Source organism: Mesorhizobium sp. BR1-1-15 (assembly GCF_020165475.1).
Taxonomy (GTDB): Bacteria; Pseudomonadota; Alphaproteobacteria; order Rhizobiales; family Rhizobiaceae; genus Mesorhizobium.
Map to the genome: position 1 here is coordinate 25,891 of NZ_JAIUIF010000006.1, position 18,448 is coordinate 44,338.

Consider the following 18,448-nt stretch of genomic DNA (forward strand, 5'->3'; position numbering starts at 1 on the left):
GAATTTTGCTGCGCTAAGTCAGCAGCATGACCAAGAAGCCCGACATACTGCGCATCGCCGTTGCCCAGCTCAATCCGACAGTCGGCGACGTCGCCGGCAATCTCGCCAAGGCCCGCGAGGCGAGGGCGGATGCCGCGCGTCAAGGCGCCGATCTCGTGCTCTACACCGAGCTTTTCCTCGCCGGCTATCCGCCTGAGGATCTGGTGCTGAAGCCCGCCTTCCTGAAGGCCTGCGAGCGGGCCGCGCAGGAGATCGCCGCCGACACCGCCGATGGCGGTCCCGGCGTCATCATCGGCACGCCGCTGAAGCGCAAGACCGGAACCCACAACTCGATCGTCTTCGCCGATGGGGGCAAGATCATCGCCGAGCGCTATAAGCTCGATCTGCCGAATTATGGCGAGTTCGACGAGAAGCGCGTCTTCCAGGCCGGACCGGAGATCCAGGGGCCTGTCAATTTCCGCGGCGTGCGTCTGGGAATCCCGATCTGTGAGGACATCTGGGGCGACATCGGCGTCTGCGAGACGCTGGCCGAGAGCGGCGCGGAAATCCTGCTGGTGCCGAACGGCTCGCCCTATTACCGCGCCAAGATCGATGTGCGCCACCAGGTCGTCATCCGCCAGGTCATCGAATGCGGGCTGCCGATGATCTACGCAAACCAGCTCGGCGGCCAGGACGAGCTGATCTTCGACGGCGCGTCGTTTGCCATAGGTGCCGACAAGCGGCTCGCTTTCCAGATGAGCCAGTTCGAGGAGGCGGTCGACATCACCACCTGGAGGAGACGGGGCGAAAACTGGGTCTGTTCGGAAGGACCGATGTCGAAGATCCCCGAACGGGAGGAGGCCGACTACCGCGCCTGCATGCTGGGCTTGCGCGATTACGTCAACAAGAACGGTTTCAAGAACGTCGTGCTCGGCCTGTCGGGCGGCATCGATTCGGCCATCTGCGCGGCCCTTGCCGTCGATGCGCTGGGCGAGGAGCGGCTGCGCGCGGTAATGATGCCTTACCGCTATACGTCGAAGGATTCGCTCAAGGATGCTGAAGACTGTGCCCGCGCACTCGGCTGCCGCTATGACATCGTGCCGATCTTCGAGCCGGTCGAAGGTTTCCTTCATGCGCTGACGCAGCTTTTCGAAGGCACCAAGGAAGGCATCACCGAGGAGAACTTGCAGAGCCGCGCGCGCGGCACCATCCTGATGGCGATTTCCAACAAATTCGGCTCGATGGTGGTTACGACAGGCAACAAGAGCGAGATGTCGGTCGGCTATGCCACGCTCTATGGCGACATGAATGGGGGCTTCAATCCGATCAAGGACCTGTACAAGATGCAGGTCTATGCACTGTCGCGCTGGCGCAACAGCCACGTGCCGCCGGGCGCGCTCGGACCGTCGGGCGAGGTGATCCCGAAGAACATCATCGACAAGGCGCCGTCGGCGGAACTGCGCGAGAACCAGACCGATCAGGATTCGCTGCCGCCCTATCCGGTGCTGGACGACATCCTCGAATGCCTGGTCGAGAACGAGATGGGCGTCGACGACATCGTCGCGCGCGGCCATGACCGGGCGACGGTGACGCGCATCGAGCACCTGCTCTACGTCGCCGAATACAAACGCCGGCAGGCGGCGCCCGGCGTGAAGATCACCAGGAAGAATTTCGGCCGCGACCGCCGTTATCCCATCACCAACCGGTTCAGGGATCGCGGCTAGACACCGTTCCGGCCGAAAATTCGCGTCATGCCGCAGGCGAGGGTAGCGATGCCTGAGTGTGAAATCAGCTTCGACCTGTCACGGATCGACTTCAGGGCGACATCCGACCTGTTGATGGCAAGCTATTGGGGCGGCGGGCGCAGTGACGAGACCCACCGCCGCGCCTTCGCGAATTCGCTCTGCGTCGGCGCTTATGTCGAAGGCAAACAGGTCGGCTTCGGCCGGGCGATCACCGACCGCACGGTGTTCGCCTATCTGGCCGATATCATCGTCTGGCCGCAGCATCGCGGGCAGGGCATCGGCTCGCGGCTGGTGCAGGCACTGATCGATCACCCCGAGCTCCGCACCGTTTCGCACTGGAGCCTATCGACCAGCGACGCGCATGGGGTTTATGAAAGACTGGGATTCAAGGCATCGACCGATGGCCGGTACATGCGCCTCGATCGTAAGCCGATCCGCTGACCGAGCGCCATTGCCGTTGTTGCAAATTTATCCCAGTGCTTGGACCAGATGCCGTTTTTGGTGACCGCCAGCCTTGGCGATGCGATGAGGCATCTCTATAAGGGCCTCTCCGCGATTCCCTTTAGGGAGGACCGAATGCCAGGATTTGACATCGTTATGCGAGGCCGCGAAGCCTAGGTCCCGACCGGCGCGCCGCAGGGTTTTCACCCTCGGAACGAAGCCGGATCGAGAACAGGCCTTTGCCGATGCCGGTCGCCGCCTTCGGGCAAGCGGCCATTCATAACCGAACCTCCGCATTCCCGGGCATTGAGCCCCTTGCGCGGTTTTTTCATTTTCGACCTTACCGGGATCGGGCTTTTTGCGCCCGAATGACATCATGGCTCGTTTTCGAATCGATTTGCGCGCGAGCGCCTTTCGCAGCGTTCTTGGCTTTACTTTCACCCACTGGCGGCGCCAGCCCTGGCGGCTTTCGCTGATCATGGCTGGTTTCCTGCTGTCGACGCTGGCCGATGTGCTGACGCCGCTCTATTCCGGCCGGCTGGTCGATGCCGTCGCCAGCAGCGCCGGCGCCGACGAGATCGCCTGGAATGCCGCGATGACCGCGTTTTCCATGCTGATGGCGTTGGCGCTGGCAGGTGTCGTCCTGCGCAATCTGGCCTTCATGGGTATCGTCGAACTGACGCTGAAGATGATGGCCGACATCGCCGCCGACGCCTTCCATCGTGTCCAGCGCTTTTCCACCGACTGGCACGCCAACAGCTTCGCCGGATCGACCGTGCGCAAGGTGACGCGCGGCATGTGGGCGTTGGACCTGCTCAACGACACGATCCTGATCGCGCTGCTGCCGTCGGTCGTCATGCTGGTCGGCTCGACGCTGCTGCTGGGCTGGTTCTGGCCGCTGATGGGAGCGGTTGTCGCCGCCGGCTCGGTGCTGTTCATCGCCGTCACGGCGATGCTGTCGCTGGGCTATGTCGCGCCGGCGGCCAGGCTCGCCAACACCTGGGACACACGCCTTGGCGGCTCGCTGGCCGACGCGGTGAGCTGCAACGCCGTGGTCAAAGGGTTTGGCGCCGAGGAGCGCGAGGAGAACCGGCTTGCCAGGGTCGTCGCCAAATGGCGTGCCCGCACGCGGCGCACCTGGGTTCGCGGCACCATCAACGGAACCACGCAAGGGGCGCTGCTGCTGGTGATGAGAGCGGCGGTCATCGGGTTGGCGCTGATGCTGTGGTCGTGGGGACAGGCAACGGCCGGCGACGTCGCCTTCGTGCTGACTTCTTTCTTCGTCCTGCAAGGCTATCTCAGGGATATCGGAACGCATATCCGAAACCTGCAGCGCTCGATCAACGACATGGAGGAACTGGTCGATTTCCAGTCCGAACCGCTTGGCATCGAGGACCGGCCCGGCGCCGGGCCGATCCATATCACGCAAGGGGGCATCGCCTTCGACGACGTTACCTTCCACTACGGCAGTCACCGTTCGCCGCTCTATCGCGATTTCTCGGTCGATATCGCGCCGGGCGAGCGGGTCGGGCTGGTCGGCCATTCCGGGTCGGGCAAGACGACTTTCGTCAAGCTGATCCAGAGGCTCTATGATGTGAACGCCGGCCGGATCCTGATCGACGGCCAGGACATTTCGGAGGTGGCGCAGGCGTCGCTGCGTGCGCAGATCGCCATCGTGCAGCAGGAGCCGATCCTGTTCCACCGCTCGCTGGCCGAAAACATCGCCTATGCCCGGCCCGGCGCCACGCAGGCCGAGATCGAGCACGCCGCGAAGCTGGCGAGCGCGCATGACTTCATCGTCAACCTGCCGAAGGGCTACGGCACGCTCGTCGGCGAGCGCGGCGTGAAGCTGTCGGGCGGCGAGCGCCAGCGCGTGGCGATCGCACGCGCGTTCCTCGCCGATGCGCGCATCCTGATCCTGGACGAGGCGACGTCGAGCCTCGATTCAGAATCGGAGGTGCTGATCCAGCAGGCGATGGAGCGGCTGATGGTCGGCCGCACCACGCTGGTCATCGCGCACCGGCTTTCGACGGTGCGGGCGCTCGACAGGCTGTTGGTCTTCGATCGCGGCAAGATCGCCGAGGAAGGCTCGCATGACGCGCTGATCCGGCTGCCGGGCGGCATCTACCGCCGCCTGTTCGAGCGCCAGGCGCTCGAATTGACCAAGGGACTTGTCACCTGATCGGGGATGGCCTCCGGCTCTGGCCCGGAGGCCATCCCATCAGGCGCCGGCGGCCTGACGGGCGGGCGGCGCGGGACATGCGATTGCTGGCGGAGCCGCGTCCGCCAAGTCTTTTCATTGCTTGCGCCATGTTCTATGTCTGCGGCACGGCACGGGGGCGCGTCTTGTCAATCACAAAAGCATCCGGTACGCCCCGCTCATGACAGTTACCGTTCGTTTCGCCCCCTCGCCGACAGGCCGCATCCATATCGGCAATGCGCGCACCGCCCTGTTCAACTGGCTGTTCGCCATGAACCATAAGGGGCGCTTCATCCAGCGCTTCGACGACACCGATGTCGCGCGCTCGAAGCAGGAATTTTCCGACGCCATCCTTTACGACCTGCATTGGCTTGGCATCTTTCCCGACACCACCGAATACCAGTCGCGTCGCTTCGAGATCTATGACGCGGCGGTCGAGCGGCTGAAGGCGGCGGGCGTTCTCTATGCCTGCTATGAAACGCCGGAGGAGCTCGACCTCAGGCGCAAGGTGCGCCGTACGCGCGGCCTGCCGCCGGTCTATGGCCGCGAGGCGCTGACGCTGACGTCGGAACAGATCGCCGAATATCAGGCCGATGGCCGCCGGCCGCACTGGCGCTTCCTGCTGCCCAATTTCACCGGCGATCCGCAGCAGCCGGAGCGCACCGAAATCCATTGGAACGACCTGGTGCGCGGGCAGGAAACCGTCGATCTCGCCTCGCTGTCGGACCCGGTGCTGGTGCGCGAGGACGGCACCTATCTCTATACGCTGCCATCCGTCGTCGACGATATCGAGATGGGCGTCAGCCATGTCATCCGCGGCGACGACCACGTCACCAACACCGGCGTGCAGATCGCGCTGTTCCGGGCGCTGGGTGCCGAGCCGCCGGAATTCGGCCACCACAACCTGCTGACCACCGTTTCGGGCGAGGGGCTGTCGAAGCGCACCGGCGCACTCTCCATCGAAAGCCTGCGCGAGGACGGCATCGAGCCGATGGCGGTCGCATCGCTGGCCGTGCTGGTCGGCACGTCGGAAAATGTCGCCGCCGCGCACGACCTGGCCGAACTCGCCAGCCGTTTCGACCCGGCTGCGACCTCGAAGTCGGCGGCAAAGTTCGATCCGGACGAGCTTTTCGTGCTCAACCGGACGCTGCTGCACCAAATGCCGTTCTCCGAAGCGCAGAATCGGCTGGTGGTGCTCGGCATATCGGGCGAGCAGGCGGAACCGTTCTGGCTGGCTGTGCGCGGTAATCTCGACAGGCTGGCCGATGCTGTCGGCTGGTGGCGCATCCTGCGCGAAGGGCCGCAGGAGAAGCCGGAATTTTCCGACGCCGATCGAGATTTTCTTCACCAGGCCATCGATCTGCTGCCCGAGGAGCCTTGGAACGGGACCGTCTGGAAGGACTGGACGGCCAAGATCAGGGAAGCGACCGGCCGCAAGGGCAAGGCGCTGTTCATGCCGCTGAGGCTCGCCCTTACCGGATTGACTTCGGGACCGGAGCTTGCAGATCTATTGCCGCTGATGGGTCGGGAAGGAACGTTGGCCCGACGACCCTGACCTTCCGCTGTTCCGGCGGCAACACCGAGACCGGCGATGTGACCGGTTTGACCGCAAGCCGCTTGATGGTGTCGCGGTCCAGCCCGCCGGCGGCGTTTGCCAGCGTCTCGGGATCGGCACCTGGATCGGGTTTGGAGGCAGGCACCGGAATGAACGGGGCGCCCTCCGTTCGCGGCCGCGACTGTTGCTGGCTTGGCGGATTGCCGCCGATGATCTGGAAGTTCTGCGCGGCGTTGCAGCCGCAGGCCGGCGGCCGCGACACATTGGGTTGCTTGTAAAGATAGGCCGTGGGCAGCTCGCTGTACGGCCGGCCGGTGACCGACGATGTCATGTCGGCTGAATCGTCGTCCAGGCCGCGCGAATAGAAGACCTGGATCTCGGTGCCGGGGCAGCTCGATTCGCAGTTCTTCTGGTCGCGCTCGAAATCGCCGACCGAGGCGGCATTCGACATCGGGAAGAAGTAGCCGTCGCAGGTGCGCACGCAGGTGGTACGGAACTCGCCGCCGACGCCCGGAAAATCCGGTATGCCGGACCGGCCCGGCACGCGGCGGATATTGCGCTCCTCGTCGGGATCGTCAGACTGGTCGAGCGTATCGAGCCGGCGTGTGTCGCCGCCGAACAGCTGGTCGAACAGATTGCCGTTGCCTTGTTCCCGTTTCGCTTCGCGCAAGAGTTCGCGGCGGGGCGCCACCGCGTCCTCGCGGCAGCCATTGGTGTCGAGCGCGGCCAGGATGCGTGCGCGATCGCGCCGCGAACCGCCGCCGGCGAGGCGGGCGCGCTTGGCCTGCAAGCTATCGAGATTGGCGTTCATGCGCTCGATGGTGGCGTTGAACCCAGCGCATTGGCTGACATTGCGGCTGAATAGAGAGAAGCCGCAGCCGGCGCTGCTGGACTGGCCGCGCGCCTTTGAAATCTGCTCGCGTTGCCGGTCGATCGCGGCGTCATATTTCCGGATCAGGGCCGGACCGCCACTGCCGCGCGAGGTCGCGGCAAGATCGGTCTCGAGCTGGCGGCAGACACGCGAGGCGGCCTGCGGCTCGGAGACGGCGGCGCCCGAAAGCAGCAGGCCAAGCAGCACGGCGAGATGCGCCTGCTTCCACCCTTTGCCCATCATCCGCCGAAACCCTGCTTGGTTGTTCGCCGCACGCTACGTGCTCGTGGTTAAACCGCAGTTTACCCCCGAATTGGTGTTCAGCCCAGATCGACGACAGCTTGCGCCTTGTGGGCGGCCTCGACCACCGCCAGCGCTGTCATGTTGACGACGCCGCGCGAAGTCACCGAGGGCGTCAGGATATGCGCCGGCTTGTCGGTGCCGAGCAGGATCGGGCCGACATGCAGGGCATCCATCATGGTCCTGAGCGCTGTCAGCGTGATGTTGGCGGAATCGAGGTTGGGGAACACCAGGAGATTGGCTTCGCCCTTCAGACGCGAATGCGGATAGACGCGCTGGCGCAGATGTTCCGACAGCGCGGAATCGGCATGCATCTCGCCGTCGCATTGCAGCTCGGGCGCGATGCGCGCCAGGATCGCCGCCGCCTGCCGCATCTTGAGCGCACTCGGCGAATCGCGCGAGCCGAAATCCGAATGCGACAGCAGCGCCGCCTTGGGCTCGATGCCGAAGCGCTGGATCTCCTCGGCCGCCAGCACGGTCATTTCGGCGATCTCGTCGGCGGTGGGGTCGACAGAAACATGGGTGTCGGTCAGGAAGATGATGCCGCGTTGCGAGATCAGCATGGACAGCGTCGACAGATCCCGGTCCTTGATGCCGGTTCGTGGCCCGATGATCAGCGTGACGTTGCGCAGGTGCCGCTCGAAACGCCCTTCGAGGCCGCAGACCATGGCGTCGGCGTCGCCGCGCTTCAATGCGAGGGCCGCGATCACCGTGTTGTCGGTGCGCACCATGGTGCGCGCGGCCTCCGTCGTCACGCCGCGCCGGCCGGCCAGCTCGATCAGGAGGTCGACGTAATGGCGGTAGCGCGGATCGTCCTCCGGGTTGATCAGGCCGAAGTCGACGCCGGGCTTGATGCGCAGTCCGTAGCGCTTCAATCGCACCTCGATGACGTGCGGACGGCCGATCAGGATCGGCTCGGCGATGCCTTCCTCCAAAACCACCTGCGCGGCGCGCAGCACGCGCTCGTCCTCGCCGTCGGCATAGATGACGCGCTTGGCGCTCGACGCCTTGGCCGACGAGAACACCGGCTTCATCACCAGGCCGGAGCGGAAGACGAAGCGGTTGAGCTTGTCGATATAGGCGGAGAAGTCGCTGATCGGCCTTGTCGCGACACCGGTGTCGCAGGCCGCCTTGGCGACGGCCGGGGCGATGCGCAGGATGAGGCGCGGATCGAAGGGCGAGGGGATCAGGAATTCGGGTCCGAACACCGGCGTCTCGCCGGAATAGGCGCGCGCGGCGACATCCGAAGGTTCTTCGCGGGCAAGGGCGGCGATGGCCCGCACCGCGGCCATCTTCATCTCCTCATTGATGGCGCTGGCGCCACAGTCCAGCGCGCCGCGGAAGATGTAAGGAAAACACAGTACGTTGTTGACCTGATTTGGAAAATCGGACCGGCCCGTGCAGATCATCGCGTCGGGGCGCGCCGCCCGCGCCACTTCCGGCATGATTTCCGGATTGGGATTGGCCAGCGCCAGGATCAATGGCTTCGGCGCCATGTGCTGGAGCAATTCCGGCTTCAGCACGCCGGCGGCCGAAAGCCCGAGGAACACGTCTGCGCCCGATATGACGTCGGCCAGCGTGCGCGCCTCCGTGTCCTTCACATAAGGGTCTTTCCAGCGGTCCATCTCATCCGTGCGCCCCTTATAGGCGACGCCGAAACGGTCGGTGACCCAGATGTTCTCGACCTTGGCGCCGAGCGAGACCAGCAGGTTGAGGCAGGCCAATGCCGCCGCACCCGCGCCCGAAGTGACGATCTTGATGTCGGCAATGGTTTTGCCGGCGAATTCCAGGCCGTTGAGCACTGCGGCGGCGACGATGATGGCGGTGCCGTGCTGGTCGTCATGGAAAACCGGTATGCCCATCCGGGCCTTCAGTCGCTCTTCGACCTCGAAGCATTCCGGCGCCTTGATGTCCTCGAGGTTGATGCCGCCGAATGTCGGTTCCAGCGCCGCCACCGTTTCGACCATGCGCTCGATCTCGGGCGCGTCGATCTCGATGTCGAAGACGTCGATGCCGGCGAATTTCTTGAACAGGACCGCCTTGCCTTCCATGACCGGCTTGGAAGCGAGCGGGCCGATATTGCCCAGGCCGAGCACGGCCGAGCCGTTGGAAACGACGCCGACCAGATTGGCGCGCGCCGTGTAGTCGGCCGCGGTCGCCGGATCGTCGCGGATTTCGAGGCAAGGGGCCGCCACGCCGGGCGAATAGGCGAGCGCCAGGTCGCGCTGGTTGCCAAGCGGCTTGGTGGCCTGGATTTCGAGCTTGCCCGGCGTCGGGTGCTTGTGGAAGTAGAGCGCGGCTTCGTCGAGGTCCGAACGTGCCGTTTTCTTGCTCTCGCCGTTCATTCCGGGCCTCCCTGCGATCCTGCGTGCCGCCTTCTTAGCATGCGGCCGAGATTTTTCGCGACGCCAAATGACGCAATCGCCATTCACATCGACGAAGCCGGGATAAGCGATCTATTTCAACGGTTTGAGCGGAATTTCTTCGGCGCCGGCGCTACCGGGTCTCAGAAGGCGCTGACATAGAGGCCGCCGTCCACCGGTATGTTCTGGCCGGTCAGGTAGCCGGCATGGACCGAGCACAGGAAGGCACAGATCTGGCCGAACTCCTCCGGCGTGCCGAGCCGCTTGGCCGGCACGTCGGCACTGATGCGCGCCTTGCGGGCGGCTGCCGCGGTCGGGTCTTCAACGCTGCCGGCCTCGTGCGGACCGCGCAGCCGGTCGGTATCCAGCTTGCCGGGCAGCAGGCTGTTGATGGTCACGTTGCGGTCGATCACCGTGCGCGCCACGCCGGCAAGAAAGGAGGTCAGGCCGGCGCGCGCGCCGGACGACAGATCAAGGCCGGGGATGGGGACATAGACCGATAGCGAAGTGATGTTGACGATGCGGCCAAAACCGCGCACGGCCATGCCGTCGATCACCGCCTGCACCAGCTCGATCGGCGTCACCATGTTCTGGGTCACGCCTTCGAGCATCTTGGCACGATCGAGCTCGCGGAAATCGCGCAGCGGCGGGCCGCCATTATTGTTGACCAGTATGTCGGGTTCGGGGCAAGCGGCGAGAAGCGCCTTCTGCACCTCGGGCTTCGATACGTCGCCGACGACTTCCGTGACGGTCACGCCGTAACGCTCGCGCAGCTCCGCAGCGGTTTTGGCCACCAGCTCGGCGTTGCGCCCGTTGACGACAATGTCACAGCCGGCCTCGGCCAGAGCCATGGCGCAGCCTTTTCCGAGCCCTTTGCTCGAAGCGCAGACGATGGCCTTCTTTCCGCGGATACCGAGATCCATGACGATTTCTCCTGTGATTCGCCGGCAGGCTAGCTCTTGGGCTGGACCAATCGCAACCGTCATACGGTTGTTGCATGAATCGGGGCATAGGCTCGCGAAAGCAACGGTGAATTCGCGATGTCCGGCCAAGAGCCCCGCACGTTCCGCAGCATGTTCATCTCCGACGTCCATCTCGGGTCGAAGGCGGCAAAGGCCGATTTCCTGATCGATTTCCTTAGACATCATGATGCCGACATCATTTATCTCGTCGGCGATATCGTCGATGGGTGGCGCCTGAGACGCAGCTGGCACTGGCCGCAGAGCCACAATGACGTCGTGCAGAAATTGCTGCGCAAGGCGCGCAAGGGCGCCACCATCACCTACATCGCCGGCAACCACGACGAATTCGCCCGCCAGTTCCAGGGCGTGCATTTCGGCGGCATCGTCGTAGCCGACCGCGCCATTCACGAAACCGCCGACGGCAGGCGGCTGCTCGTTATTCATGGCGACCAGTTCGACACGGTCGTGCACAATCAACGCTGGCTCGCCTATCTCGGCGACCACGCCTACGACGCCGCCATGCAGGTCAACCGTGTGATCACCCGGCTGCGCCAGCTGCTCGGCCTGCCTTACTGGTCGTTTTCGTCCTGGGCCAAGGTCAAGGTCAAGAAGGCGGTGAACTTCATCGGCTCGTTCCAGATGGTGCTCAGCGACGAGGCGCGGCGCTCCCATGTCGACGGCGTCATATGCGGCCATATCCATCATGCCGCGATCGAAAACTATGGCGACGTCCAGTACATCAACACCGGCGACTGGGTGGAAAGCTGCACGGCGGTGGTCGAACATTTCGACGGCCGGATGGAAATCCTGACCTGGGCGCATGTCTTGCCCGACGCGCCGGACGAACCCTTCATCCCGATGCTGATCGAGGACCGGGTGGTGCAGGCCGCCTGACTGCGGGTGCCAGGCACAGATTCCGGTGTTAATCGATTAGGCCAATCGGTTTCGTCCGGTTTTTCCTCATGTTAAGGGTCAATCCACACTGCTCGCCGTTCGTGGACGGCAGCGTTATTGGATCGATTCATGCCGCTGCCGCCGCTTTCACCCGAACAGCTCGTCAAGCCTCGCCATTTCGAACTGCGCATGAGCCTGATCTTCGCGACATTGTTCGTGTCGCAGGGCACGCATCTGCCTTACTTCCCGCTGTGGCTGCAGGCGAAAGGTTTTCACGCCGAGCAGATCGCCGTCATCCTGGCGGCTCCGATGTTCCTGCGCGTCGTGACGACGCCGCTGCTCACCGCGCTCGCGGACCGGGCGAGGGACCGCGCCGACGTCTATATCGCGCTCGTCGCGGCATCGATGATCATTTCCGCCGGCTATTTTCTGCCGGCCTCCTACGCCGTCGTGCTTGCGGTGTCGCTGGCGCTGACGATCGTATGGACACCGCATTCGCCGATGGCCGATTCGCTCGCGCTTTCGGGCGTGCGCCGCTTCGGCTCCAACTACACCAGCATGCGCAAGTGGGGTTCGATCTCGTATCTCTGCGCCAACGTGGCCGGTGGTTTCATCCTGACCGCGGCAGGGGCGCAAGCCGTCCCGGCGATCATTTTCGCGGCACTGGGTGCCGCGCTCTTTGCCGCGCTGCTTGCGCCGCGTCTTGGCCGGCCGCGCCTTGCCTCACCGCTTTCGGCCGCGGAGATCCAGCACTCGGCACCAAGTCTCTTCGATGCCTATTTCGTCTATTTCACCTTGGGTGTCGGCATCCTCACCGCCAGCCACGCCTTCCTTTACGGCTTCGTGTCGATCTACTGGAAGTCGATCGGCATCGGCGACACCGTCGTCGGGCTTCTGTGGGCGTGGGGCGTGGTGGCCGAAGTCTGCATGTTCGTGTTTTTCAACCGCATATTCGCCTCCGTGTCGGTCGTCAGGGTGATGGTGATTGCCGGCATCGGCGCGGTCGTGCGCTGGATCGCCTTTCCGCTGATCTGGCCGCTTGGCCTCGGCGTCGCCGGGTTTTTCGGCGTCCAGACCCTGCATTCGGTGTCGGTGGCCATGGTGCTGATCGGCCTGCAGAAAATGATCGGCGAAACGGTCTCGGAAGAGCGCACCGGTGCCGCACAGGGCATCGCCTATTTCTTCAACGGCTTCTTCATGGCCGCCGTGACGCTCGCCTCCGGCCCGCTCTACGACCGTTTCGGGGTCGACGGCTTCCTGGCCATGATCCCGATCGCGATCATCGGCCTGGTGCTGGTCGGACTCGCGGCGCGCTCAGCCCCAAAGCGCCGGATCGGGCGGTGAAACCAAGGATCCCTCATAGGCGAGGCCGGGCACACGATCCCGCGCAAGCAGCAGCGGTCCGTCGAGGTCGACGAAATCGGCGTCCTGGGCGAGCAGCACCGCCGGCGCCATCGCCAGCGACGTGCCGACCATGCAGCCGACCATGACGCCGAAACCCAGTTCGCGGGCGCGGTCGCGCAGCACGAGCGCCGCCGTCAGCCCGCCCGACTTGTCGAGCTTGATGTTGACGGCATCGTAGAGACCGGCGAGCGCGGCCAGATCCCCCGCCTCATGCACGCTCTCGTCCGCGCAGATCGGCACCGGATGCGCGATGTGGCGCAGGATGCCGTCATGGCCCGCCGGCAGCGGCTGTTCGATAAGCGCGATGCCTTGCTCGGCGGCGAAGGCGAGGTTCGCGGCGATGGTGTCGTCGTTCCAGCCCTCGTTGGCGTCGAGGATGATGCGGCTGTCGGGCGCGGCCTGCCGGACGGCGCGGATGCGCGCAATGTCGTTGTCGCCGCCGATCTTGACCTTGAGCAGCGGGCGCGCCGCGTTGGCACGGGCCTGCGCCGCCATCGCCTCGGGTTCGCCCAGCGACAGCGTGTAGGCCGTCTCGAGCTGATGCAAAGGAGCCGGCCAGACCGCGTCAGCCACCGCCTTGCCGCCGATTTTGGCTTCCAGGTCCCACAAGGCGCAATCGATGGCGTTGCGCGCCGCGCCCGCCGGCATGGCGCCGAGCAGGGCTGTCCGGTCCATGCCAGCAGAGATTTGCCCGCGCATGGCCTCTATCGCGGCGCGAACCCCATCCATGGTCTCGCCATAGCGTTTGTACGGCACGCATTCGCCACGGCCCGTGTAATCGCCTTCGCTGATCGTGCAGGTGATCACTTCGGCTTCGGTCTTCGAACCACGCGAAATGGTGAAGGTGCCGGCGATCGGAAAACGCTCGGCCTCGACCGAAATGACACGCGCCATAATTTTCTGCTCCGGCTGTGCGAGAAGGGTCGTCGGCAAATCGACAAGGCCGGACCCGTCAGGCTAAACAGGACGCCATGTTGACCATCGGCAAGCGCGACGCAAGCGGCAAGACCGCCTCGGAGGCTGACCACGAACCGCGCGTGTCGGTCGGTGAGGAAGCAGGCGTTCTCGGGTGCGCCTTCTCGGGAATCTGGACGACGCGCACCGTGGCCGCGATCGACGCAGAGATGCGCAAAATCGAGAAACGGAGCGGTTTCAAGACTTTGGCGCTCGATCTTTCGCACATCGAGAAGATCGACACCGCCGGCGCGTGGCTGATCGACCGCCTGGTCAGCGCTTTCGAGAAAAAAGGTGTCGAGGTCAGGCTGCAGGGCCAGAGTGACGTCGCCTCGATCCTGCTCGGCGCGGTCGGCGACGCGGTGCGGCGCGAGCCCGAATCGGGGCCGGTCGGGCCGCCCAACATCGTCATTCGCACGCTGGAGGCGGTCGGCCGCCGCGTCTACGAAATGCGCGACGATTTTCTCGCCTCGATGAACATACTGGGCGCCACGATCCGTGGCGCGCAGATGAAGCTCGGCCGCGGCCATGCCGTCAATCCGGCGGCGATCTTCAACCAGATCGACCGCATGGGCGTCGGAGCCATTCCGGTGGTGGTGCTGATGTCGGCGATCGTCGGCGCCATCGTTGCCCAGCAGGGCGCCTACCAGCTCAGCTATTTCGGCGCCGACATCTTCGTCGTCGACCTCGTCGGCGTGCTGATCCTGCGCGAACTCGGCGTGCTGATGACGGCAATCATGATCGCCGGCCGCTCGGGCAGCGCCATCACCGCCGAAATCGGCTCGATGAAGATGCGCGAGGAAGTGGATGCGCTGAAGGTCATCGGGCTTAACCCCATCGGCGTGCTGGTCTTTCCGCGCCTGGTGGCGCTGGTGATCGCCCTGCCTTGCCTGACCATCATCGCCAATTTTGCCGCACTCGGCGGCGGTATCCTCGCGGCTTGGCTCTATTCCGACATCGCACCCGCCGCCTTCATCGACCGGCTGCGCGTCGCCATCGACCTCAGCACCATTTTCGCCGGCCTGATCAAGGCGCCGTTCATGGCCATGATCATCGGCACCATCGCCTCGGTCGAGGGCATGAAGGTCGGCGGCAGCGCCGAATCGCTTGGTCAGCACGTGACCGCCTCGGTGGTGAAATCGATCTTCGTCGTCATCATCCTCGACGGGCTTTTCGCCATGTTCTATGCAGCGATCGAGTTCTGAAATGGCGATGGGAAACGGCATCGAGACCAGGGCCAAGGAGGGCGCGGATGACAGCGAGGTCGTGCTTTCGGCGCATGACATCACCGTTTCCTTCGGCGACAACCTGATCCTCGACAAACTGTCGCTCGATATCTGGCGCGGCGAGATCCTCGGTTTCGTCGGCGCTTCGGGCGCCGGCAAATCAGTTCTGCTGCGCACCATCCTTGGTTTGACGCGCAAGCAGTCCGGCACGATCAAGCTGTTCGGCGTGGATATCGAAAAGGCCGACGATGCCGAACGGCTGCGCATCGACATGCGCCTTGGGGTGCTGTTCCAGCACGGCGCGCTGTTCTCGGCGCTGACCGTGCTGGAAAACGTCCAGGTGCCGATGCGCGAATATCTCGACCTGCCGCGCAAGCTGATGGACGAACTGGCGATGCTCAAGGTCGAACTGGTCGGGCTGCCGCCGGACGCGGCGCAGAAATTCCCGTCCGAGCTGTCGGGCGGCATGATCAAGCGCGCGGCACTGGCTCGCGCGCTGGCGCTCGATCCCGACATCGTCTTCCTCGACGAGCCGACCTCGGGCCTCGATCCGATCAGCGCGGCGGAATTCGACGAGCTGGTGGTCAAGCTGCGGGATACGATGGACCTGACCGTCTACATGGTGACCCACGATCTCGACACGCTTTTCACCGCCTGCGACCGCGTCGCCGTGCTCGGCAAGAAGAAAGTGCTGGTCGAAGGCACCATCGACGACATGCTGAAGAGTGAAGAACCGTGGGTAAAATCGTATTTCCGCGGAAAACGAGCCCGGCAACTTGATCTTGCCGCGCGCGCATAGCCATAAGTGAAGCAATGGAAACCAGAGCCAACTACGTTATTGTCGGCATCTTCACGCTGGTGGCGATCCTGGCGGCGTTCGGCTTCGTCTATTGGACGGCGGCGATCGGCGACAAAGGCGAGACCACGTTGTTGCGCGTGCGTATCCCGGGCTCGGCTTCCGGACTTGGCCGCGGCAGCTTCGTGCTGTTCAACGGCGTCAAGGTCGGCGACGTCAGGCGCGTCTATATCGATGTCGACAATCCGACGGTCGCCATCGCCGACACCGAGATCGACCGCATGACGCCGATCACCAAATCGACGCAGGCCGATATCGGCCTGGCCGGACTGACCGGACAGGCCAATATCGAACTCAAAGGGGCCGACCCCAAGGAAGTAAAACTTCTCGACCAGGCCGAAAAGGAAGGCAAGGTCGCCGAGATCGTGGCCAACCCGTCGGCGGTGACCAATCTTTTGCAGACGGCGCAGAACATCTTCACGCGCGCCGACACGGTGCTGACGCAGCTGGAGGGGTTCACCAAGGATGTGCGCGGGCCGCTGACGCAGACCGTGCAGAATGTGCAGACGTTCTCCGACGCGCTGGCCAGGAATTCCGATGGCGTCGACAAGTTCCTGTCCGCGGTCAGCGCGCTGTCCGATGAGCTGAAGGGCGTCTCGGGCAAGCTCGACGGCACGCTGAAGGCGGCCGAAGGGCTGCTCAATGCCGTCGACAAGGACAAGATCAAGAGCATCGTCGCCAATGTCGATACGGTGACCGGCAACCTCAAGGAAACGTCCAAACAGCTCGATGGCGTGATCAGGAATGTCGATACGGCCGTGGGATCGGTCAATGATTTCGCCAAGCAGACGCAAGGTACGCTGGCCAAGGTCGACGGCGTGCTCGACGGCATCGATCCGGCGCAAGTGCGCACGGCTCTGGCCAACATCCAGAAGGCAAGCGAAAGCGCCGACAAGGCGGCCTCGGACATCGCCAAGGTGACCGGCAAATTCGCGAACAGGGCGGACGACATAGACGAGACGATCAAGGATGCGAGGCAGCTCGCGCAGCGGCTCAACGACGCCTCGGTGCGCGTCGACGGCATCCTGGCCAAGGTCGACAAGCTGCTCGGCTCGGGCCAGGCGGACGGCGTGATGGCGGACGCCAGGGACACGCTGAGGTCGTTCAAGCAGGTTGCCGATACGCTGAATTCGCGGCTTGGCGTCATCACAGACAATATAGCCCGGTTTTCCGGCCAGGGCCTTTCGAATGTCGAGGCGCTGGTTCAGGACAGCCGCCGTTCGATCAGCCGCATCGAGGAGGCGGTTACCGACCTCAGCCGCAATCCGCAGCGCATCCTGTCGGGCGGCGAGGGCGAGGTTCGGCAGTATGATGGCAGGGCGCGGCGTTGACTTCGGTCTCGGCTCGCCCCAGAAACAGTGTCTGCATCCGCGGGTTGTTGTTACAATCCAGGGATAGTGAGGCCGGGGACAGCAGGGATCGCGCGTGAAGTCGACGATTGTGTTCAGATCGGGCGTGGCCTTGCTTGCCTTGACCCTTGCCGGTTGTGCCGCGCTGCCGGGCGGCGGGCCTGCGCCGCTTGACACATTCGAACTGTCGGCGCCGTCGGTCGAGGCGCATGGCCACAGCCGTCGCCAGATCCTGATCGCCCAGCCATCCGCGCTCAAGGCGCTGGACAGCCAGAACATCGTCATAAAACCGTCCCCGCGCTCGATCCAGTACCTCAAGGGCGCGCAATGGGCGGACCGGCTGCCGCTGATCGTGCAGGCTCGGCTGGCCGAGACGTTCCAGCGCTCGGGCAGCTTCGCCGGCGTGGGCAAGCCGGGCGAGGGACTGGCGATCGATTACCAGGTCATCGTCGAGATCCGTTCGTTCGAAGTCCGTGTCGACGGCGGCGATCATGCCGAGGTCGACCTGTTCGTGCGCATCCTCAACGACCGCAACGGCGAGGTGCGTGCGTCCAAGAGCTTTACGGCGACCGCGCCCGTCTCGGGCAGCGGCAACCAAGGCTATGTCGGCGCGCTCGATGCTGCTTTCGGCGACGCGGCCAAACAGATCGTGCGCTGGACCGATTCGGCGGTCTGAGCGGCGATCCCGGGCGGGCGCCAGCCACCAGGCTACAAGCGGTCGAAGGCGTCCGGCCGCAGCTTTCCGGCCTTCATCAGGTGCTGCAGGGTGTAGGTTACGGACAGCGCGTCATCGAGCGCATCGTGTCCCTGCAATGGCGGGTGTTGAACGCCATAATAGTCGGCAAGCTTGTTGCTCGGCGTCCTTGCCAGGTCCTCGATCGGCATCCCGGCCGAGATCAGCAGCTTTACGGCATTGTCAAAGCGGGCCGCCGGGAAGGGAGCAGGAATGCCTGCGATATAGCAGCTGATGGCTATCATGTTCAGTTCGTCCTTGCCCCAGGACCAGAATCGCGCCCCACCCGAGAAACGATCGATGTCAACAAGGGCTTCTCCTAGCGCGACCCCCTCGATCTCCAGCTTTTCTTCTGTGATGCCAGTCAGTTCGGTGAAGAAAGGGTCGAGCGCGTATCTCCTGCCAAACCGGTCGATCGGTCTGACATAGGCCTTGTGCGTGCCCAGGACGGGAAAGTCGTCTTCGAGCCCAAGCCTGACCGCGCCGATCTGCGCGATGACCGGGTCGGGATCGTGGGCCGCGCACCAGAATCTGCGTTGCGAGCCCTCAAGGCAAAGAAACTCGCAGTCGAATATGATCGCCGTCTTCACAAGTCAGAGATCCAGTTCCGGATGCG

General features: G+C 64.2%; 16 protein-coding genes. 10 read left to right on the forward strand and 6 right to left on the reverse strand.

The window, feature by feature from the left end:
• Positions 1 to 26 precede the first annotated feature (26 nt).
• Both LB541_RS12715 and LB541_RS12720 read left to right on the forward strand, forming a co-directional pair.
• A complete protein-coding gene (locus LB541_RS12715; RefSeq protein WP_140515270.1) occupies positions 27 to 1,703 on the forward strand; it encodes an NAD+ synthase in 1,677 nt (558 codons plus the stop codon).
• 48 nt (positions 1,704 to 1,751) lie between these two features.
• Positions 1,752 to 2,165 (forward strand): GNAT family N-acetyltransferase, encoded by a 414-nt coding sequence (locus LB541_RS12720; RefSeq protein ID WP_140525389.1) that lies wholly within the window; start codon positions 1,752 to 1,754, stop codon positions 2,163 to 2,165.
• Positions 2,166 to 2,192: 27 nt separating this feature from the next.
• On the opposite strand, the gene LB541_RS12725 is transcribed toward LB541_RS12720, so the two are convergent.
• Positions 2,193 to 2,645 carry a hypothetical protein gene (locus tag LB541_RS12725; protein WP_181169335.1) on the reverse strand — a complete coding sequence of 151 codons (453 nt, stop codon included), beginning with the start codon at positions 2,643 to 2,645 and terminating at the stop codon, positions 2,193 to 2,195.
• Here LB541_RS12725 and LB541_RS12730 point away from each other — a divergent pair.
• A complete protein-coding gene (locus LB541_RS12730) occupies positions 2,542 to 4,347 on the forward strand; it encodes an ABC transporter ATP-binding protein (protein WP_224618572.1) in 1,806 nt (601 codons plus the stop codon). The two genes, LB541_RS12725 and LB541_RS12730, sit on opposite strands and share 104 nt — an antisense overlap.
• Positions 4,348 to 4,546: 199 nt before the next feature.
• On the forward strand, positions 4,547 to 5,920 hold the full coding sequence (gltX, locus tag LB541_RS12735; RefSeq protein ID WP_140525387.1) for a glutamate--tRNA ligase: 1,374 nt from the start codon (positions 4,547 to 4,549) through the stop codon (positions 5,918 to 5,920).
• Here the strand turns inward: gltX and LB541_RS12740 are convergent.
• The 3 genes from LB541_RS12740 to LB541_RS12750 all read right to left on the reverse strand — a co-directional run bounded on the left by LB541_RS12740 (position 5,838) and on the right by LB541_RS12750 (position 10,377).
• Positions 5,838 to 7,034 carry a DUF2865 domain-containing protein gene (locus LB541_RS12740; protein WP_224618574.1) on the reverse strand — a complete coding sequence of 399 codons (1,197 nt, stop codon included), beginning with the start codon at positions 7,032 to 7,034 and terminating at the stop codon, positions 5,838 to 5,840. The genes gltX and LB541_RS12740 overlap by 83 nt on opposite strands.
• A 77-nt stretch (positions 7,035 to 7,111) precedes the next feature.
• A complete protein-coding gene (locus LB541_RS12745) occupies positions 7,112 to 9,436 on the reverse strand; it encodes an NADP-dependent malic enzyme (RefSeq protein WP_140498933.1) in 2,325 nt (774 codons plus the stop codon).
• A 161-nt stretch (positions 9,437 to 9,597) separates the two neighbouring features.
• Entirely contained in the window at positions 9,598 to 10,377 is a 780-nt protein-coding gene (locus LB541_RS12750; RefSeq protein ID WP_224618576.1) for an SDR family oxidoreductase, read from the reverse strand.
• A 150-nt stretch (positions 10,378 to 10,527) separates the two neighbouring features.
• Here LB541_RS12750 and LB541_RS12755 point away from each other — a divergent pair, with 150 nt between their 5' ends.
• Together LB541_RS12755 and LB541_RS12760 are read left to right on the forward strand one after the other, a co-directional pair.
• Positions 10,528 to 11,310, forward strand: a complete 783-nt coding sequence (locus tag LB541_RS12755) for a UDP-2,3-diacylglucosamine diphosphatase (protein ID WP_181168637.1) — start codon at positions 10,528 to 10,530, stop codon at positions 11,308 to 11,310.
• Positions 11,311 to 11,439: 129 nt separating this feature from the next.
• Positions 11,440 to 12,654, forward strand: coding sequence for an MFS transporter (locus LB541_RS12760; RefSeq protein WP_140664274.1), 1,215 nt, complete (start codon positions 11,440 to 11,442; stop codon positions 12,652 to 12,654).
• On the opposite strand, the gene dgcA is transcribed toward LB541_RS12760, so the two are convergent.
• A complete protein-coding gene (dgcA, locus tag LB541_RS12765; protein WP_140557799.1) occupies positions 12,625 to 13,608 on the reverse strand; it encodes an N-acetyl-D-Glu racemase DgcA in 984 nt (327 codons plus the stop codon). The genes LB541_RS12760 and dgcA overlap by 30 nt on opposite strands.
• Positions 13,609 to 13,685: 77 nt before the next feature.
• Between dgcA and LB541_RS12770 the strand changes: the two genes are divergently transcribed.
• From LB541_RS12770 to LB541_RS12785, 4 genes are all read left to right on the forward strand, one after another.
• A complete protein-coding gene (locus LB541_RS12770) occupies positions 13,686 to 14,873 on the forward strand; it encodes an ABC transporter permease (RefSeq protein ID WP_140525381.1) in 1,188 nt (395 codons plus the stop codon).
• Between the two features lies 1 nt (position 14,874).
• Positions 14,875 to 15,693: an ABC transporter ATP-binding protein gene (locus LB541_RS12775; protein WP_140498922.1), complete on the forward strand. Its 819-nt coding sequence runs from the start codon at positions 14,875 to 14,877 to the stop codon at positions 15,691 to 15,693.
• Positions 15,694 to 15,707: 14 nt separating this feature from the next.
• Positions 15,708 to 17,081: an MCE family protein gene (locus LB541_RS12780; RefSeq protein WP_140498920.1), complete on the forward strand. Its 1,374-nt coding sequence runs from the start codon at positions 15,708 to 15,710 to the stop codon at positions 17,079 to 17,081.
• 94 nt (positions 17,082 to 17,175) lie between these two features.
• Positions 17,176 to 17,775, forward strand: coding sequence for an ABC-type transport auxiliary lipoprotein family protein (locus LB541_RS12785; RefSeq protein ID WP_224618578.1), 600 nt, complete (start codon positions 17,176 to 17,178; stop codon positions 17,773 to 17,775).
• 32 nt (positions 17,776 to 17,807) lie between these two features.
• Here the strand turns inward: LB541_RS12785 and LB541_RS12790 are convergent, their stop codons facing one another.
• The gene (locus LB541_RS12790) at positions 17,808 to 18,422 is read right to left on the reverse strand and encodes a 3'-5' exonuclease (protein WP_140674540.1); all 615 of its coding nucleotides are present in this window, start codon (positions 18,420 to 18,422) and stop codon (positions 17,808 to 17,810) included.
• Positions 18,423 to 18,448: the final 26 nt, after the last annotated feature.

Excerpts from the sequence above, each read along its gene's own strand:
- LB541_RS12715 (WP_140515270.1), top strand. The coding sequence starts at position 27 with ATGACCAAGAAGCCCGACATACTGCGCATCGCCGTTGCCCAGCTCAAT.
- LB541_RS12720 (WP_140525389.1), top strand. The coding sequence starts at position 1,752 with ATGCCTGAGTGTGAAATCAGCTTCGACCTGTCACGGATCGACTTCAGG.
- LB541_RS12730 (WP_224618572.1), top strand. The coding sequence starts at position 2,542 with ATGGCTCGTTTTCGAATCGATTTGCGCGCGAGCGCCTTTCGCAGCGTT.
- LB541_RS12725 (WP_181169335.1), bottom strand. The coding sequence starts at position 2,645 with ATGATCAGCGAAAGCCGCCAGGGCTGGCGCCGCCAGTGGGTGAAAGTA.
- gltX (WP_140525387.1), top strand. The coding sequence starts at position 4,547 with ATGACAGTTACCGTTCGTTTCGCCCCCTCGCCGACAGGCCGCATCCAT.
- LB541_RS12740 (WP_224618574.1), bottom strand. The coding sequence starts at position 7,034 with ATGATGGGCAAAGGGTGGAAGCAGGCGCATCTCGCCGTGCTGCTTGGC.
- LB541_RS12745 (WP_140498933.1), bottom strand. The coding sequence starts at position 9,436 with ATGAACGGCGAGAGCAAGAAAACGGCACGTTCGGACCTCGACGAAGCC.
- LB541_RS12750 (WP_224618576.1), bottom strand. The coding sequence starts at position 10,377 with ATGGATCTCGGTATCCGCGGAAAGAAGGCCATCGTCTGCGCTTCGAGC.
- LB541_RS12755 (WP_181168637.1), top strand. The coding sequence starts at position 10,528 with ATGTTCATCTCCGACGTCCATCTCGGGTCGAAGGCGGCAAAGGCCGAT.
- LB541_RS12760 (WP_140664274.1), top strand. The coding sequence starts at position 11,440 with ATGCCGCTGCCGCCGCTTTCACCCGAACAGCTCGTCAAGCCTCGCCAT.
- dgcA (WP_140557799.1), bottom strand. The coding sequence starts at position 13,608 with ATGGCGCGTGTCATTTCGGTCGAGGCCGAGCGTTTTCCGATCGCCGGC.
- LB541_RS12770 (WP_140525381.1), top strand. The coding sequence starts at position 13,686 with ATGTTGACCATCGGCAAGCGCGACGCAAGCGGCAAGACCGCCTCGGAG.
- LB541_RS12775 (WP_140498922.1), top strand. The coding sequence starts at position 14,875 with ATGGCGATGGGAAACGGCATCGAGACCAGGGCCAAGGAGGGCGCGGAT.
- LB541_RS12780 (WP_140498920.1), top strand. The coding sequence starts at position 15,708 with ATGGAAACCAGAGCCAACTACGTTATTGTCGGCATCTTCACGCTGGTG.